Genomic DNA, 16069 nt, shown 5'->3' with positions numbered 1-16069 from the left:
CGAGGAGACCGGGGCCGGCGGCGCCGTCGCGGGACCGCCGCCGTCACCCGTGCGGGGTGCCGCCGGGCCACCCCCGTTACCTGTGCGGGGTGCCGCCGGGCCACCCCCGTTACCCGTGCGGGGTGCCACGCCGGTCCCCGTGAACGCCGGGGACGGCACGCCGGACAGCCCGGCCGTGCCGCCGCCCTTCCCGCCCCTGTCCACGCTGTCGGCCGAGGAACTGCTCGCCGACCAACCCTCCGTCGACATGCTGCGGCGCGTCCGCCGCGGACTGGGGGCTCTCCCCGAGTCCGACGGGCACCTCTCCGACTGAGGGGTGCCGTGAGACCCCCGTACGGCGCCCACGGTGCCCGGCATCCCTGCCGCCCGGACGGCACACCCACCGCAGACATCTGGACCAAGGAGCACGTGCCCATGACCGCACACGCATCGACCGAATCGCTGACCGGCATCCTGGCCTCGCTGCGTGACCGGGTGATGGGCGTCGCCGAGAGCGTCCTGTCCACCGTGGACGGCCTCCTCGTCGTCGCCGACGTCGACAAGGTCCACCCCGAGTCCGTCGCCGCGCTCGCCGCCGCCACCCTCGGCGTCAGCCGCCGCATGGCCGACCAGTCCGGTGTCGGCGCGCTCCGCGAGGTCGTCGTCCGGTGCGGCTCCGGGCATGTCATCGTGGTCGCCGTCGGCGAGCGCACGCTCCTGACCGTCATGGGCGACGACGGCCTCGACGTCGCCGCCTTCCAGCGCGAGTCCCCGGCGATCGTGGAACAGCTCGGCAAGGCGCTCGCGGCGGACGTGGCGCACTGAGGAGGGGGGCACGGTCTCGTCGACCGCCGGTGCGGTGCCGGCCGTCGTCCTCCCGCGCGAGTACTGGCCCGAGGTGGCGAGTCGCTCGTGAGGGTACTGTCGAGAGACTGTCTGACCCTGCCCGCAGTGGGGTAACCGATGGGTAATGAGCGGCCCTCCACGCGGTCGTGGTTGGATGCGAGGGAGAGGGTGTACCGGGGGCGGCGGCCGGCCCACTCCGACGGAACTGACAGGCGGGAACCGTAACTGGCAGGCGGGAATCGTGAGGATCTTCGGCAAGGGACGGCATCGGCCCTCCGCCTCTTGGCGGCAGGCCACCGATCGTGCGTTCACGCTGATCGGTGACGGTAGGTACGAGGACGCGGGCGCACTGTTGACACGTGCCGCGGACATGGAGCCCTGGCTGTCCGAGTCCTGGTTCAACCTTGCCCTGCTGCACAAGTTCCGCCACGACTGGGAACAGGCGCGCGCGGCCGGTCTGCGGGCCGTCGCCCTGCTCGACCGGGAGACCGGGGCGCCCGACTGGTGGAACGTGGGCATCGCCGCGACCGCTCTGCAGGACTGGCCGCTGGCCCGCCGCGCCTGGCAGGCGTACGGGCTGCGGGTGCCCGGGGGCGCGTCCCGTACGAAGCCCGCCAGCGGTCCCGGCGACAACGGCGAGCCCGTGGGCATGGACCTCGGCAGCGCGGCCGTACGGCTCTCGCCGGAGGGCGAGGCCGAGGTCGTGTGGGGGCGGCGGCTCGACCCCGCCCGGATCGAGGTGCTCTCCATTCCGCTGCCGTCGTCCGGGCGCCGCTGGGGCGAGGTCGTCCTGCACGACGGGGTGCCGCACGGGGAGCGGACCACGGCCGCGGGGCACGCGTATCCGGTGTTCGACGAGATCGAGTTGTGGGCGCCCTCCCCCGTGCCGACCTGGGTGGTGCTGCTGGAGGCCGCGACCGAGGCGGACCGGGACGCGCTGGAGCGGCTCGCGGCGGACGCCGGGTTCGCGGCGGAGGACTGGTCGTCGTCGGTGCGGTTGCTGTGCCGGCTGTGTTCGGAGTCGCGGATGCCCTCCGACGAGGGTGACGGGGAGCATCTGGACCCGCACGACCACAGTGAACCGGGGCACCCGGGGCCGCTGGGGCATGTCACGGACGGGCAGTTGTGGGCGCCGGAGCGGGAGTGCGGGGTGGCCGCGCCGGCTTCGCTGGTTCGGGGGTTGCTGGACGGGTGGGTGGCCGACAGTCCGGATTCTCGTGATTGGCGGGATCTCGAAGAGGTTTGTTAGGGGGTTTGCGGTTCGTTCTCGGCCGCGGGTTCGGTGGGGTCTCTCGCACGGTTCCCCGCGCCCCTGACGGGGTGCGGTCGTACGGGGCGCCCCCTGAGCGGCGCGATCCCCGTACCCTGTATCAGCATCACAACCCCCTGTTTTTCTAGGAAGGCGTACGTCTGTCATGGCCCAGCAGGACACCGATCAGCAGCGCGTGGGCGTGCTCCCCGTCGACGACGAGGGGTTCGTCGTCGACACGGAGGACTGCGAGGAGCGTGAGCAGGCGTACCGTGAGCGCGGCACCTCGCTGCCGATCACCGTGGTCGGGAACCCGGTGCTGCACAAGGAGTGCAAGGACGTCACGGAGTTCGGTGACGAGCTGGCGAAGCTGGTGGACGACATGTTCGCCAGCCAGCGCACGGCGGAGGGCGTGGGCCTGGCCGCGAACCAGGTCGGCGTCGACCTGAAGGTGTTCGTGTACGACTGCCCGGACGACGAGGGCAAGCGGCACACCGGTGTGATCTGCAACCCCAAGCTGGTCGAACTGCCCGCCGAGACGCGCCGGTTGGACGACAGCAACGAGGGCTGCCTGTCGGTGCCGACCGCCTACATGCCGCTCGCCCGTCCCGACTACGCCGAGGTCACCGGGCAGGACGAGAAGGGCAACCCGATCAAGGTGCGCGGCACCGGTTACTTCGCGCGCTGCCTGCAGCACGAGACCGACCACCTGTACGGCTACCTCTACATCGACCGCCTCTCCAAGCGCGACCGCAAGGACGCCCTGCGGCAGATGGCCGAGAACGAGCCCCGCTACCCCGTGGTCGCCAACGACTGAGCCCTCCGCCGCACCGCCCCGGGCCCGCCGGGCTCCCCCTCAGGCCGCCTCCGGGCCCCGGAAGGTCCGGCGGTAGGTCTGCGGAGTCGTACCCAGCGACCGGACGAACTGATGACGCAGGGCGGCGGCGGTGCCGAAGCCGGTGCGCCAGGCGATCGCGTCCACCGTCTCGTCCGTCCCCTCCAGCAACCGCTGGGCCAGCAGCACCCGTTGGCGCAGGATCCAGCGGTACGGCGTGGTCCCCGTCTCCTGCTGGAAGCGGCGGGCGAACGTGCGGGGGGACATGAGGGCGCGAGCGGCGAGCTGCTCGACGGTGACCTCCTCGTCGAGATGCTGCTCCATCCAGACGAGCACCTCGCCCACCGTGTCGCACTGCGAGCGGGGCAGCGGCCGCTCGATGTACTGCGCCTGGCCGCCGTCGCGGTGCGGCGGCACCACCATCCGCCGGGCGATCTTGTTGGCGACCTCCGGGCCCTGCTCCTTGCGGACGATGTGCAGACAGGCGTCGATGCCGGCCGCCGTGCCCGCCGAGGTGATCACCGGGTCCGCGTCCACGTACAGCACGTCCGGCTCGACCACCGCCCGCGGATACTGCCGGGCCAGCTCCTCCGCGTGCTTCCAGTGCACCGCGCAGGGCCGCCCGTCCAGCAGCCCGGCCGCGCCGAGCACGAACACCCCCGAGCACACGCTCAGCACCCGGGCGCCCCGGTCGGCGGCCCGCCGCAGCGCGTCCAGCAGGTCCGGCGGGTAGGTCCGGTGCACATAGCTGTCGCCGGCCGGCACGACGACAAGGTCGGCCTCTTCGAGCCGGTCCAGCCCGTACGGCGTGGAGACCGTGAACCCGGCCGGGGTCCGCAGGGTCGGACCCTCCGCCGAGGCGACCGCGAAGTCGTAGACGGGCAGGTCGTCGTCGCTGCGGTCGAGGCCGAAGACCTCGCAGACGACACCCAGTTCGAAGGGATGCACGCCCTCCATGAGGACGGTGGCCACGTTTTTCAGCATGCTGCCAGTGTGCATCGCAAGTGGCAGTAATTCGAGGGGGTGCGGCAGTCCTGCCACTGTTTGTCGGCGGTGTTCGGCGCGAAAGTAGAGCCATGGATACGACACAGCTGCAAGGACTCATCGGAACACTGGCCGTCCTCGGACTGCTCGCCCTGGTCGCACTGCCCGCGATCGTCGGCATCGTGCACGACTGGCGCGTCGACCGCCAGCTCAGGCAGGCGCAGGAACGGCGGGCGTCGCACCACATCGCCCGCGCCGCCTGATCGCGGCTCCGGGTGCCGCTGATACGTCCCCGGCGCGACGACGACCACGAGGGTCACGCCGGCCGGGGACGCGGTCCGCTTCCGACCTGGGCCTAGAAATCCTCGTCCAGGTCGACGGTGCCCTCCACCGCCACCTGGTACGCCGACGGACGGCGCTCGAAGAAGTTGGTCAGCTCCTGGACACCCTGCAGCTCCATGAAGGAGAACGGGTTCTGCGAGCCGTACACCGGCGCGAAGCCGAGGCGGGTGAGCCGCTGGTCGGCGACACATTCCAGGTACTGCCGCATCGACTCGGTGTTCATGCCCGGCAGGCCGTCACCGCACAGATCGCGCCCGAACTGCAGCTCGGCCTCGACGGCCTCTTTCAGCATGTCGGTGACCTGCTGCCGGAGCAGTTCGTCGAACAGCTCCGGCTCCTCCTTGCGGACGGTGTCCACCACCTCGAACGCGAAGGACATGTGCATGGTCTCGTCGCGGAACACCCAGTTGGTGCCCGTCGCCAGACCGTGCAGCAGCCCCCGGCTGCGGAACCAGTAGACGTAGGCGAAGGCGCCGTAGAAGAACAGCCCCTCGATGCACGCGGCGAAGCAGATCAGATTGAGCAGGAAGCGCCGGCGGTCCGCCTTGGACTCCAGGCGGTCCAGCTTCTCCACCGAGTCCATCCACTTGAAGCAGAACTCCGCCTTCTCACGGATGGACGGGATGTTCTCCACCGCCGCGAAGGCCGCCGCCCGGTCCGCCGGGTCCGGCAGGTAGGTGTCCAGCAGCGTCAGATAGAACTGGACGTGCACGGCCTCCTCGAAGAGCTGGCGGCTCAGGTAGAGCCGCGCCTCGGGGGAGTTGATGTGCTTGTAGAGGGTGAGCACGAGGTTGTTCGCCACGATCGAGTCGCCCGTCGCGAAGAACGCGACCAGCCGGCCGATCATGTGCTGCTCACCCTCGGACAGCTTCGCGAGGTCGGCGACGTCCGAGTGGAGGTCGACCTCCTCGACGGTCCAGGTGTTCTTGATCGCGTCCCGGTAGCGTTCGTAGAAGTCCGGGTAGCGCATGGGCCGGAGAGTCAGCTCGAAGCCGGGGTCGAGCAGGTTCTGGTTGCTGGACATTATTGGCAGGCCTCGCAGGACTCGGGGTTCTCAAGAGAGCAGGCGAGGGCCTCTTGCGAGGTGGCCTGCTGCAGGGGGACGGTCTTCTCGGGCCGCGGTGCCTCGGCCCGGGTCTGGCCCTGGGCCGCGCGGGCGATGCGGGTCGCCGGGCGCGAGCGCAGGTAGTAGGTGGTCTTCAGCCCGGACTTCCAGGCGTACGCGTACATCGAGGAGAGCTTGCCGATGGTGGGCGTCTCCAGGAACAGGTTCAGCGACTGCGACTGGTCCAGGTACGGGGTGCGGGCGGCGGCCATGTCGATCAGGCCGCGCTGCGGGATCTCCCAGGCCGTGCGGTACAGCGCCCTGACGTCGGCCGGGATCCACGCGAAGTCCTGCACCGAACCGCCCGACTCGCGCAGCGCCTCCCTGGTGCGCGCGTCCCAGACACCCAGCTCCTTCAGGTCCTTCACCAGGTAGGAGTTGACCTGGAGGAACTCGCCGGACAGCGTCTCGCGCTTGAACAGGTTGGACACCTGCGGCTCGATGCACTCGTACACACCGGCGATCGAGGCGATGGTGGCCGTCGGCGCGATGGCGAGGAGCAGCGAGTTGCGCATGCCCGTCGTCGCGACGCGCTCGCGCAGGGCCGCCCAGCGCTCCGGCCAGGCCGACTCGACGCCGTAGTGGTCCGGGTGCAGCACGCCCCGGGCCGTGCGGGTCTTCTCCCAGGCAGGCAGCGGGCCGTTGCGCTCGGCGAGGTCGGTGGACGCCTCGTACGCGGCGAGCATGATCCGCTCGGCGATCCGCGTGGACAGCGCCTTCGCCTCGGGGGAGTCGAAGGGCAGGCGCAGCTGGAAGAAGACGTCCTGCAGCCCCATCGCGCCGAGGCCGACCGGGCGCCACTTGGCGTTGGAGCGGCCCGCCTGCTCGGTCGGGTAGAAGTTGATGTCGACGACGCGGTCGAGGAAGGTGACGGCGGTGCGGACGGTCTCGTCCAGCCGCTGCCAGTCCATGTCGGCGGCCGCCCGGTCGACGAACGCGCCCAGGTTCACCGAACCCAGGTTGCAGACCGCCGTCTCCCCGTCGTCCGTGACCTCCAGGATCTCCGTGCAGAGGTTGGAGGAGTGGACGACGTGGCCCGGCTCGGCGGTCTGGTTGGCCGTGCGGTTGGCCGCGTCCTTGAAGGTCATCCAGCCGTTGCCGGTCTGTGCGAGGGTGCGCATCATGCGGCCGTACAGATCACGGGCCGGGATCGTCTTCCGCGCCAGGCCGTTCGCCTCCGCCTCGCGGTAGGCGGCCTCGAACTCCTCGCCCCACAGGTCGACCAGCTCGGGCACGTCGGCCGGGGAGAACAGCGACCACTGCTCGTCGGCGTTCACCCGGCGCATGAACTCGTCCGGGATCCAGTGCGCGAGGTTCAGGTTGTGCGTACGGCGGGCGTCCTCACCGGTGTTGTCGCGCAGCTCCAGGAACTCCTCGATGTCGGAGTGCCAGGTCTCCAGGTAGACCGCGGCCGCGCCCTTGCGCCGGCCGCCCTGGTTCACGGCGGCGACCGAGGCGTCCAGCGTCTTCAGGAACGGCACGATGCCGTTGGAGTGCCCGTTGGTGCCCCGGATCAGCGATCCGCGCGAGCGGATGCGGGAGTACGACAGGCCGATGCCGCCGGCGTGCTTCGAGAGGCGGGCCACCTGGTGGTAGCGGTCGTAGATGGAGTCCAGCTCGTCCAGCGGGGAGTCGAGGAGGTAGCAGGAGGACATCTGGGGGTGGCGTGTGCCGGAGTTGAAGAGCGTGGGGGAGGAGGGGAGGTAGTCGAGGCGGCTCATGAGGCCGTAGAGCGCGGCGACCTCGTCCACGGCGCGCGTGGTGTCGTCCTCGGCCAGACCGCTCGCCACCCGCAGCATGAAGTGCTGGGGCGTCTCGACGACCTTGCGGGTGAGGGGGTGCCGGAGCAGATAGCGGCTGTACAGGGTGCGCAGGCCGAAGTAGCCGAAGCGGTCGTCGCCGGCCGGGTCGACCAGGGCGTCGAGACGCTCGCCGTGCACGCGGACGAACTCCGCGGTGCGGTCGGCGACGAGACCCTCCCGGTGGCCCACGGCGATGGACTCGGTGAACGTCGTGACGCCCTGCGAGGCGGCCTCGGCGCGGATGCCGATGGCCAGCAGGCGGGCGGCCAGCTTCGAGTAGGCGGGGTCCTCGGAGATCAGTCCGGCGGCCGCCTCCGTGGCGAGTTCGCGCAGTTCCGCGACCATCTCGGCGGAGGCCGCGCGCGAGGACCGCCCGCGCAGCGCGGCGGCGGCGACCCGGGCGGGGGCGGCGTCGGGGAGGTCGACGGTCAGCTCGGTCAGGGTCCGCAGCAACGCGGAACCGGGACCGTCGGTCTCCGTCGCCGGGTCGGCTGAAGCCAGGTCGGCTGAAACCGGGTCGGCTGGCGCGATGGTCACGTGGGGCTCTCCCTCGCTCGGCAAGGGGCCTGGCGGAGGGCAGGCGGCAGCTCACGAGCGCACGGGGCGTCGCGTCCACCGGCCCATTCCACGAGGCCCGGACGTCAGGCACCCGGACCGGACGGCCGGGCGCGCTGTCGGCAGGTGTTCGGACTGAACAGGCGTGCGTGGAAGGGCATGGACGCACGCGAGTACACCGTTGCGGGACAGTTCCGGATTCGCGCCGGATTCCCCTGCGGCGACAGCGAGCATGAGCATACATCTAGTGCCGGGGCGCGGTGTCACCCCCACATGTTGTGTCGCCTTCGGCTTCGCAGGGTGTAAGAGCGTCAACTCATAGGTGATCGGGGTGAGGGCGAGGAGCCGCCCGTCCGCCGCGGTCACGAGCACGTCGGCCGTGGCGGCTCGCTGGGTCGCGTCCCGCGGTTCGTCCTTCTTCGGGGGTGAGGCGCGCCGGTCAGCCCACCGCCGGCCATCGGGGCAGTGTCGCCACGAAGTCCTTGCTGAAGTCGCGGGTTCCCGGTCCCAGGGCGACGCGGCCGGTGGCGCGGAGGCGGGCGGTCAGGGCGGGGGACTCGGAGTAGTGGACCCGCGGGGCGGTGGCCGGTACGAACACGGTCTGGCCCCGCGTGAGTTCGCTCGCGCATTCGACGATGACGGCGCCCTCGGCGGCCGCGACGAACGCCTCGTCCCCGCAGACCCCCACGGCCAGCGGATCGTGCAGCGGGCAGGTGCCGTCTCCGCCGTGGCGGCTGTAGGCGTCCATGTACGTGCGCATCAGCCGGGCGGCGAGGGCCGTGCCCGGGCCCGCGGCCTCCAGGGCGGCCAGGTCGGCGGGGCGGAACAGCCAGCGGTGCGAGGCGTCCAGGTCGACCATGGTGAACGGGATGCCGGAGGAGAGCACGACCTCGGCCGCGTCGGGGTCGGCCCAGATGTTGAACTCGGCGACCGGGGTGATGTTCCCCGGCACCTGGGCGGCGCCGCCCATGAACACGAACCTGCCGACGCGGCGGGCGAAGCCGGGGTCCTCCAGCAGTGCGACGGCGACGTTGGTGAGGGGGCCGGTGGCGCACACCGTCAGCTCGCCCTCGTACTCCCGGGAGAGGCGGAGCAGGGCCTGTGCGGAGGACTCCGCCGGGTGCGGGGCCGTGGAGTCGGGCAGGGTCTCGTTCCCGAGGCCCGCCCGGCCGTGGAACGCGGACGCCTCTCGGTAGGGGAGGCGGGAGAGGGGGCGGCCGGCGCCCCGGTGCACGGGGGTGTCGCCGTCGATGCGGAGGGCTCGGGAGAGGGCTCTGGCGTTGGCGTAGGTCGCCTCGGCGGGGAGGTTGCCGCCTACCGAGGTGTAGGCCTTGAGGTCCCACAGGTCTGTGCCCAGGAGGTACTGCAGGGCTACGGCGTCGTCGATACCGGGGTCGCTGTCCAGGACGATCGGTGCGCGAGCGGTCACCTCGTCAGGGTAGCCGGGTGTCTCTCGCCCCCGGTGCGGATGCGTGGGGGTTCTCGCGTGGTTGCCCGGGCCCCTGAAGGACCAGGCCCCGCGGGCCCGAAAAGGGCGCGGCGGGGAGCCACGGCGTGCTCCCCGCCCGAAACCCCGTGGTCGTCAGTGGCTGGTGCCCGCTGTCGCCGGGGGGAGTTCCACCTGGACGCCCGCGTCGCCCGCGTCCGCCGTGTAGTCCTCCGGGCTGGTCTCGTCGATGCCGTCGGGGGCCTTGAACGCCCGCAGGGCGAAGGTGAGGACCACCGTGACCACCACGTTGAGGACGAAGGCGGTCAGGCCGATGTAGCCGATCTCGCCGATTCCGGGGATCTCCGCGGAGGAGCCGCCGAAGTGCTTCTGCGTGGGGGAGGCCACGCCGTACGCGGCGACCGTCCCGTACACCATGCCGACGGCCCAGCCCGCGAGCAGGGCCCAGCGGTGGCACCAGCGGGTGAACAGGCCGCCGACGAGCGCCGGGAAGGTCTGGAGGATCCAGATGCCGCCCAGCAGCTGGAAGTTGATGGCGACCGTCTTGTCCATGGTGAGGACGAAGGCCAGGGCGCCCACCTTCACCAGCAGGGACACCAGCTTGGAGACCTTGGTCTCCTGCGCGGGTGTGGCGTCCGGCTTGATGAAGTCCTTGTAGATGTTGCGGGTGAAGAGGTTCGCCGCCGCGATGGACATGATCGCCGCGGGGACCAGCGCGCCGATGCCGATGGCCGCGAAGGCGACGCCCGCGAACCAGTCGGGGAACATCGTCTCGAACAGCTGCGGGATCGCCAGCTGGCCGTTCTGCACCTGGATGCCGGCCGCGATCGCCATGAAGCCCAGCAGGGCGAGCAGGCCCAGCATCAGCGAGTACAGCGGCAGGATCGTGGTGTTGCGGCGGATGACCTCGCGGCTCCTGGACGACAGCGTCGCCGTGATCGAGTGCGGGTACATGAAGAGGGCCAGCGCCGAGCCGAGGGCCAGCGTCGCGTACGTCCACTGGTTGGCGTCGCCGGGGACGAGGGCCCCACGCGGTTTGTCCGTCGCCGGGTTGGTCTGGCTGTACGCCTCGCCCGCCTTGGCGAAGATGTCGTCGAAGCCACCCAGCTTGATCGGGATGTAGATGATCGCCACCGCGATGACGATGTAGATCAGGGTGTCCTTCACGAACGCGATCAGCGCGGGCGCCCGGAGACCGGAGGAGTAGGTGTAGGCGGCCAGGACGCCGAACGCGATCAGCAGCGGCAGGTCCTTGACGAACCAGTTCGTGTTCTCGCCGCCGCCCACGCCCATCACGTCCAGCACGGCCTGGATGCCGACGAGCTGGAGGGCGATGTACGGCATCGTCGCCAGGATGCCGGTGAGGGCGACCGCCAGCGACAGGCCCTTGGAGCCGAAGCGGCCGCGCACGAAGTCCGAGGTCGTCACATAGCCGTGCTTGTGGGAGACCGACCACAGGCGCGGCAGGAAGGTGAAGATCAGCGGGTAGATCAGGATCGTGTACGGCACGGCGAAGAAACCGGCCGCGCCCGCCGCGTAGATCGCCGCGGGGACGGCGACGAAGGTGTACGCCGTGTAGAGGTCGCCGCCGAGCAGGAACCAGGTGACCCAGGTGCCGAACGATCGGCCGCCGAGGCCCCATTCGTCGAGGCTGTGCTCGTTCTCGGCCTTGCGCCAGCGCGCGGCCAGGAAGCCCATGACCGTGACGGCCAGGAAGAAGAAGATGAAGACGGCGAGTGCCACGCCGTTCACGCCGTCCTTCACTTCGCGACACCCCCGCTCCGCGCCGGGGCCTTGCGGGCGCGCTGGTCACGCTGCCACAGGACGTACGCGGTGGCGGTGAGCGCGGTGGAGATGAGCACCCAGGCCATCTGGTACCAGTAGAAGAAGGGGATTCCGATGAACGTCGGGTCCGTCTTCGCGTACGAGCCGACCCAGAGCATCGCCACGAACGGGGCGAGCAGGCACAGGGCGATGACGACTCTGACAGGTGTCACCACCGGTGGTCTCACTTCAGGCGCTTCTGACATGTCCCGGTTCCGTCCCCTCACTGATACGCCATGGATCGCCGCTGATCACGTGCTCGACGCGCAGGAAATCTAAGGGACGGGTTCCGTCGTCCGGAACCCCCTGTCCGGATAACGGATGCGGAGGTTGTGTGTTCAGCGGCCGACGAACTCCTGTCAGGGGTCCGCTTCCTGGCGATCCGTCCGCGGACCTCCGCACTCCCGCGGGGCACGACACCGCCGGGCCGGGGTCGTGCCTGCGCGTACGCACAGCGGGGCCTCCCGAGTCGGTGCGGCGACGCAAGGACCGTAGAACAGGAGCGCCGGTCGCGCCACACCGCGTGCACCACCTGTGACGCGGTGCCGAGGCCCCGGGCGGCTGCTGCCGAGGGCGTCGCGCGTGGATCAGTCCTGCGGGCGCTTGAGCCTCGCCACGAACTTGTACCTGTCGCCCCGGTACACCGACCGCACCCACTCCACCGGCTGTCCCTCCTGGTCCAGCGAGTGGCGGGACAGCATCAGCATCGGCAGGCCCACGTCCGTGCCCAGCAGCCCCGCCTCGCGCGGGGTGGCCAGCGAGGTCTCGATGGTCTCCTCGGCCTCGGCGAGCCGGACGTCGTACACCTCGGCCAGCGCGGTGTAGAGGGAGGTGTACTTGACCAGTGACCTGCGCAGGGCCGGGAAACGCTTGGCGCTCAGATGGGTCGTCTCGATCGCCATCGGCTCGCCGTTGGCCATACGCAGGCGCTCGATGCGCAGGACCCGGCCGCCGGCGGTGATGTCGAGCTGCCCCGCGAGCGTGTCGTCGGCGGTGATGTAGCCGATGTCGAGCAGCTGGGAGGTGGGTTCGAGGCCCTGAGCGCGCATGTCCTCGGTGTACGAGGTGAGTTGCAGTGCCTGGGAGACCTTGGGCTTGGCGACGAACGTGCCCTTGCCCTGGATCCGCTCCAGCCGCCCCTCGACCACCAGCTCCTGGAGCGCCTGCCGCACGGTGGTGCGCGAGGTGTCGAACTCGGCGGCGAGGGTGCGCTCCGGCGGGACCGGCGTGCCGGGCGGGAGCGTCTCGGTCATGTCGAGCAGGTGCTTCTTCAGGCGGTAGTACTTGGGCACGCGTGCGGTACGGACGGTCGCCCCGTTCTCGTTCTCCGCACTGCTGACGTCGGTGCTCATGCTCCGCCTTCCCGGCTCTCGTGGCGTGATCCCTCTGTATACCTCTGCGGGCCCCGCTGGTCTAGTCCACGAAGGAGTCTCCGCTGGTCCACTCCGTGGCGGTGCAGTGGTCTACCCGAAGAGTGTGGCCCAAGCGGTCCTGTTTTCGCTGGCTTATTACATAAAGGTTCTTGCATATGTAGGTCGCATAACAGCTGGTGAGAGGGGGTTCGAGCACTCTTGACACAGCGAATGGTCTGAGCCAAGCTCCGCCTACTGGTCTACACCATTGGTCCAGGTCCTGACCCCAGGGGCGGTTCGTCCTGTCACCGAGGGGAGCAGGGGGGTTTGTGGCATCCCTGAGCAATGGCATCCCTGAGGAGGGTGGCGTGAAGAGGAAGCTGACGACCGCGATCTGTGTCGCGGGCATGATGGTCTCCATCGCGGCGTGCGGGGGCGGCGAGAAGAAGAGCTCGGACACCGGGGCGGACACCAAGGAGCTGACGGTCTGGCTCACGGTGGACGCGCAGAACAACTGGCCCGAGCTGGTCAAGGCCGCCGACGCGGCGATCGAGAAGAAGCACCCCGGCATCACCATCACGCACGAGTACTACGGCTGGCCCGACAAGAACGCCAAGCTCGACGCCGTCCTCGCCACCGACAAGGCCCCCGACGTGGTCGAGATGGGCAACACGGAGATGCTCGCCTACATGGTCAAGGGAGCCTTCGCCCCTCTCGACCAGGCGAAGTTCGACAACTCCGACGCCTGGCTGGACGGCCTCAAGGCCTCCGTCACCTACGAGGGAAAGACCTACGGCGTCCCGTACTACGCCGGTGGCCGCGTCGCCAACTGGCGCAAGGACGTCTTCGCCGCCGCGGGCGTCAAGTCCCCGCCGAAGACGTACGACGAGCTCACGGCCGCCCTCGACAAGGTCCAGAAGAAGCGGGGCGACAAGTTCAGCGCCTGGTACCAGCCCACCCGTGACTGGTACGCGGCCATGTCCTTCGTCTACGACGCCGGCGGCTCCATAGCCGTCGAGTCCGGTGGCAAGTGGCAGGCCAGCCTCTCCTCCCCGGAGTCCATCAAGGGCCTCGACGAGTTCAAGAACGTCGTCGACACCTACATGCACGGCGACAAGACCAAGGACGAGTCCGACCGGTACATCGTCTACGGCCAGGGCAAGTCCGGCATGATCTTCGCCCCCGCCTGGGAGGGCGCGACCGCTGCGGCCAAGGAGAACGACAAGACCGGCAAGCTCGAGGGCAACGTCGAGAACTTCGTGATGCCCGGACCGTCCGGCAAGAACCTCCCCGTCTTCCTGGGCGGTTCCGACCTCGCCGTCCCGGTGAAGTCCGACGCGCAGACCGTCGCCGCCGAGTGGATCAACGCCTTCACCGGCCCGTCCGGCCAGAAGGGCCTGATGGAGAAGGGCAACCTGCCCAACAACAAGACCGACCTCGCCACCCTGAAGGACGACCCGGCGACGGCGGTCCCGGCCACCGCGGCCGAGTCCAACTGGTTCGTGCCGATGGCTCCCGGCTGGGGCCAGGTCGAGAAGGCGCAGATCCTCCAGAAGATGCTGCAGTCGATCGGCACGGGCAAGCAGTCGGTCGAGGACGCCGCGAAGGAAGCGGACGCGGCGATCGACAAGGTCATCAACAACGAGTGACGGCGACCCGTGGGCGGGTCCGGCGGACGACGCCGGGCCCGACCGGGGGCGTCACAGGCCGGTGCGTGACATGGACCGGTGCGTGACGCAGGCCGGTGGGTGACACGGACCGGTGCGTGACGCAGGCCGGTGGGTGACACAGAAAGTGCCGCGACGGGTGGTTGGCTCGCTGCCCGTGCGTCGTGGCTGGTCGTGCAGTTCCCCGCGCCCCTTCGGGGGCGCTCGCTGCCGGCCCCCTCCTTCATCTGCTTAGGAGCGCGCGATGAGTGCCGCAGACACGACTGTCCCTGCGAAGGTGCCGCCCGTGCGGCCGGCGCCGCCGCCGACTCCGCGGGTGGTCACCAGCAGTCCGACCAGACGTCGGGCTGGTGGGGCCGCTGTCCCCTGGGCCCTCCTGGCCCCCTGCCTGCTGATCCTCGCCGTCGTCCTCGGCTACCCACTCGTCCGCCTCGCCACCCTGTCCTTCCAGGAGTTCGGCCAGTCCCAGCTGTGGGGGTTCAAGCCGGCGGAGTCGGTCGGCTTCGACAACTTCGCCACGGTGCTGGGAGACAGCGAGTTCTGGGCGGTCGTCGTACGGACCATCGTCTTCGCCGCCGCCTGCGTCGTCTTCACAATGGTCATCGGCATGGCGATCGCCCTGCTCCTCCAGCGGGTCTCCGGCTGGGTGAAGACGCTCATCAACATCGCGCTCGTGGCGAGCTGGGGCATGCCGATCATCGTGGCCACCACCGTTTTCAAGTGGCTCTTCGACTCCGACTACGGCATCTTCAACGCGCTGCTCAGCAAGCTCCCCGGGGTCGACATGATCGGCCACAACTGGTTCGCCAGCGGCCCCGAGGGCCTGGCCGTCATCACGCTCCTGGTCGTCTGGGGCGCGGTGCCGTTCGTCGTCATCACCCTCAGCGCCGGACTCACCCAGGTCCCCAAGGAGCTGGAGGAGGCCGCCCGCCTCGACGGAGCCGGTGCCTGGGGCGTCTTCCGCTACGTCACCCTCCCCATCCTCAAGCCCATCATCGTGATGCTCACGACCCTCTCCGTCATCTGGGACATGGGCGTCTTCCCCCAGGTCTTCGTGATGCGCAACGGCCACCCGGAGGCCGAGTTCCAGTTGCTCACGACCTACTCGTACGACAAGGCGTTCGTGGTCAACGACTACGCGCAGGGCTCCGCGATCGCCCTGCTCACCGTGCTGTTGCTGCTCGGCGTGATCGGCGTCTACATGCGCCAGATGCTGAAGATCGGAGAGGTCGAATGAGTACCGCCACCGTCTCCGGTCCCCGGAGGTCCAAGCTCGGCTGGAACCTCCTCGGCCTGTTCGTCTTCGTCACCGCGGGCTTCCCCGTCTACTGGATGCTGAACACGGCGTTCAAACCGGCCAAGGACGCGATCGACCCCGACCCCAGCCTGCTGCCGACCTCCCTCACCTTCGCCAACTTCGGCCGCGCGCTGGACATCGCCGACTTCTGGGGTCCGGTCGGCCGCAGCCTCGTCGTCTCCCTCACGGTCGTCGTGATCGGCATCGTCGTCGGCATGCTGGCCGCCCTGGCCATCTCCCGCTTCGCCTTCCGCGGCCGGAAGGTCGTCATCGTCGGCATCCTGGCGGTGCAGATGGTCCCACTGGTCGCCATGATCATCCCGGTCTTCCTGCTCCTGAACGACCTCGGCCAGTACGACCGCCTGACCGGCCTGGTCATCACCTATCTGACCTTCATCCTTCCGTTCACCGTGTGGACCCTGCGCGGCTTCATCGTCAACATCCCGCGCGAACTGGAGGAGGCGGCCATGGTCGACGGCTGCTCCCGCACCACCGCCTTCATCCGCGTCGTGTTCCCGCTGCTGGCGCCGGGCATGGTGGCGACCTCGGTCTACGCCTTCATCCAGGCGTGGAACGAGTACCTCTACGCCCTGATGCTGATGAGCCAGCAGAACCAGACCGCGACCGTCTGGCTCGGCAACTTCACCACCAAGCACGGCACCGAGTACGCCCCGATGATGGCCGGCTCCACCATGATGGCCGTGCCGATCGTCGTCCTCTTCCTCCTCGTCCAGCGCAAGATGGCCGCGGGCCTCACCGCGGGCGCCGTGAAGGGATAACCAACC

15 protein-coding genes and 1 riboswitch are annotated in these 16069 nt (G+C 69.7%); of the genes, 8 read left to right on the top strand and 7 right to left on the bottom strand.

The genetic code is table 11. The annotated features are described in order from the left end of the window. The first annotated feature begins 139 nt into the window (after positions 1-139). The 4 genes from ACZ6BB_RS10435 to def all read left to right on the top strand — a co-directional run bounded on the left by ACZ6BB_RS10435 (position 140) and on the right by def (position 2891). Positions 140-313, top strand: a complete 174-nt coding sequence (locus tag ACZ6BB_RS10435; protein ID WP_471614879.1) for a hypothetical protein — start codon at positions 140-142, stop codon at positions 311-313. Positions 314-414: 101 nt separating this feature from the next. Continuing rightward, positions 415-804, top strand: a complete 390-nt coding sequence (locus ACZ6BB_RS10430; protein ID WP_471614878.1) for a roadblock/LC7 domain-containing protein — start codon at positions 415-417, stop codon at positions 802-804. A 262-nt stretch (positions 805-1066) separates the two neighbouring features. Further along, positions 1067-2074, top strand: a complete 1008-nt coding sequence (locus ACZ6BB_RS10425) for a tetratricopeptide repeat protein (RefSeq protein WP_471614877.1) — start codon at positions 1067-1069, stop codon at positions 2072-2074. 166 nt (positions 2075-2240) lie between these two features. Continuing rightward, a complete protein-coding gene (def, locus tag ACZ6BB_RS10420; RefSeq protein WP_471614876.1) occupies positions 2241-2891 on the top strand; it encodes a peptide deformylase in 651 nt (216 codons plus the stop codon). A 39-nt stretch (positions 2892-2930) separates the two neighbouring features. On the opposite strand, the gene ACZ6BB_RS10415 is transcribed toward def, so the two are convergent. Next, entirely contained in the window at positions 2931-3893 is a 963-nt protein-coding gene (locus ACZ6BB_RS10415) for a GlxA family transcriptional regulator (RefSeq protein ID WP_471614875.1), read from the bottom strand. 92 nt (positions 3894-3985) lie between these two features. Here ACZ6BB_RS10415 and ACZ6BB_RS10410 point away from each other — a divergent pair, with 92 nt between their 5' ends. Further along, positions 3986-4156: a hypothetical protein gene (locus ACZ6BB_RS10410; RefSeq protein ID WP_471614874.1), complete on the top strand. Its 171-nt coding sequence runs from the start codon at positions 3986-3988 to the stop codon at positions 4154-4156. A gap of 92 nt (positions 4157-4248) precedes the next feature. Here the strand turns inward: ACZ6BB_RS10410 and ACZ6BB_RS10405 are convergent, their stop codons facing one another. The 6 genes from ACZ6BB_RS10405 to ACZ6BB_RS10380 form a co-directional block, all read right to left on the bottom strand. Beyond that, on the bottom strand, positions 4249-5259 hold the full coding sequence (locus ACZ6BB_RS10405; protein WP_471614873.1) for a ribonucleotide-diphosphate reductase subunit beta: 1011 nt from the start codon (positions 5257-5259) through the stop codon (positions 4249-4251). Further along, complete coding sequence (locus ACZ6BB_RS10400) at positions 5259-7679, bottom strand: ribonucleoside-diphosphate reductase subunit alpha (protein ID WP_471614872.1); 2421 nt, start codon at positions 7677-7679, stop codon at positions 5259-5261. Before ACZ6BB_RS10400 ends, ACZ6BB_RS10405 begins: the two co-directional genes overlap by 1 nt. A gap of 122 nt (positions 7680-7801) precedes the next feature. After that, positions 7802-7937: riboswitch (cobalamin riboswitch) on the bottom strand. 199 nt (positions 7938-8136) lie between these two features. Then, positions 8137-9126 carry a nucleoside hydrolase gene (locus ACZ6BB_RS10395; protein ID WP_471614871.1) on the bottom strand — a complete coding sequence of 330 codons (990 nt, stop codon included), beginning with the start codon at positions 9124-9126 and terminating at the stop codon, positions 8137-8139. A 153-nt stretch (positions 9127-9279) separates the two neighbouring features. Then, positions 9280-10908 (bottom strand): monocarboxylate uptake permease MctP, encoded by a 1629-nt coding sequence (mctP, locus tag ACZ6BB_RS10390; RefSeq protein ID WP_471614870.1) that lies wholly within the window; start codon positions 10906-10908, stop codon positions 9280-9282. Further along, on the bottom strand, positions 10905-11174 hold the full coding sequence (locus ACZ6BB_RS10385; RefSeq protein WP_471614869.1) for a DUF3311 domain-containing protein: 270 nt from the start codon (positions 11172-11174) through the stop codon (positions 10905-10907). Before ACZ6BB_RS10385 ends, mctP begins: the two co-directional genes overlap by 4 nt. Positions 11175-11555: 381 nt before the next feature. Continuing rightward, on the bottom strand, positions 11556-12320 hold the full coding sequence (locus ACZ6BB_RS10380; RefSeq protein ID WP_275456181.1) for a GntR family transcriptional regulator: 765 nt from the start codon (positions 12318-12320) through the stop codon (positions 11556-11558). Positions 12321-12688: 368 nt separating this feature from the next. On the opposite strand from ACZ6BB_RS10380, the gene ACZ6BB_RS10375 reads away from it, so the two are divergent. The 3 genes from ACZ6BB_RS10375 to ACZ6BB_RS10365 all read left to right on the top strand — a co-directional run bounded on the left by ACZ6BB_RS10375 (position 12689) and on the right by ACZ6BB_RS10365 (position 16063). Then, on the top strand, positions 12689-13969 hold the full coding sequence (locus ACZ6BB_RS10375) for an extracellular solute-binding protein (RefSeq protein ID WP_471614868.1): 1281 nt from the start codon (positions 12689-12691) through the stop codon (positions 13967-13969). 262 nt (positions 13970-14231) lie between these two features. Then, entirely contained in the window at positions 14232-15224 is a 993-nt protein-coding gene (locus tag ACZ6BB_RS10370) for a carbohydrate ABC transporter permease (RefSeq protein ID WP_471614867.1), read from the top strand. Further along, a complete protein-coding gene (locus tag ACZ6BB_RS10365; RefSeq protein WP_471614866.1) occupies positions 15221-16063 on the top strand; it encodes a carbohydrate ABC transporter permease in 843 nt (280 codons plus the stop codon). The genes ACZ6BB_RS10370 and ACZ6BB_RS10365 overlap by 4 nt, the downstream gene beginning before the upstream one ends. The last annotated feature ends 6 nt before the right edge of the window (positions 16064-16069 follow it).

The organism is Streptomyces sp. NPDC041108, from assembly GCF_055592645.1.
This window is presented reverse-complemented; position numbering and strand designations above follow the sequence as displayed.

Bases quoted from the DNA above. Each gene is read 5' to 3' on its own strand.
- ACZ6BB_RS10430 (WP_471614878.1), top strand. From the start codon at position 415: ATGACCGCACACGCATCGACCGAATCGCTGACCGGCATCCTGGCCTCG.
- def (WP_471614876.1), top strand. From the start codon at position 2,241: ATGGCCCAGCAGGACACCGATCAGCAGCGCGTGGGCGTGCTCCCCGTC.
- ACZ6BB_RS10415 (WP_471614875.1), bottom strand. From the start codon at position 3,893: ATGCTGAAAAACGTGGCCACCGTCCTCATGGAGGGCGTGCATCCCTTC.
- ACZ6BB_RS10410 (WP_471614874.1), top strand. From the start codon at position 3,986: ATGGATACGACACAGCTGCAAGGACTCATCGGAACACTGGCCGTCCTC.
- ACZ6BB_RS10405 (WP_471614873.1), bottom strand. From the start codon at position 5,259: ATGTCCAGCAACCAGAACCTGCTCGACCCCGGCTTCGAGCTGACTCTC.
- ACZ6BB_RS10385 (WP_471614869.1), bottom strand. From the start codon at position 11,174: ATGTCAGAAGCGCCTGAAGTGAGACCACCGGTGGTGACACCTGTCAGA.
- ACZ6BB_RS10380 (WP_275456181.1), bottom strand. From the start codon at position 12,320: ATGAGCACCGACGTCAGCAGTGCGGAGAACGAGAACGGGGCGACCGTC.
- ACZ6BB_RS10370 (WP_471614867.1), top strand. From the start codon at position 14,232: ATGAGTGCCGCAGACACGACTGTCCCTGCGAAGGTGCCGCCCGTGCGG.
- ACZ6BB_RS10365 (WP_471614866.1), top strand. From the start codon at position 15,221: ATGAGTACCGCCACCGTCTCCGGTCCCCGGAGGTCCAAGCTCGGCTGG.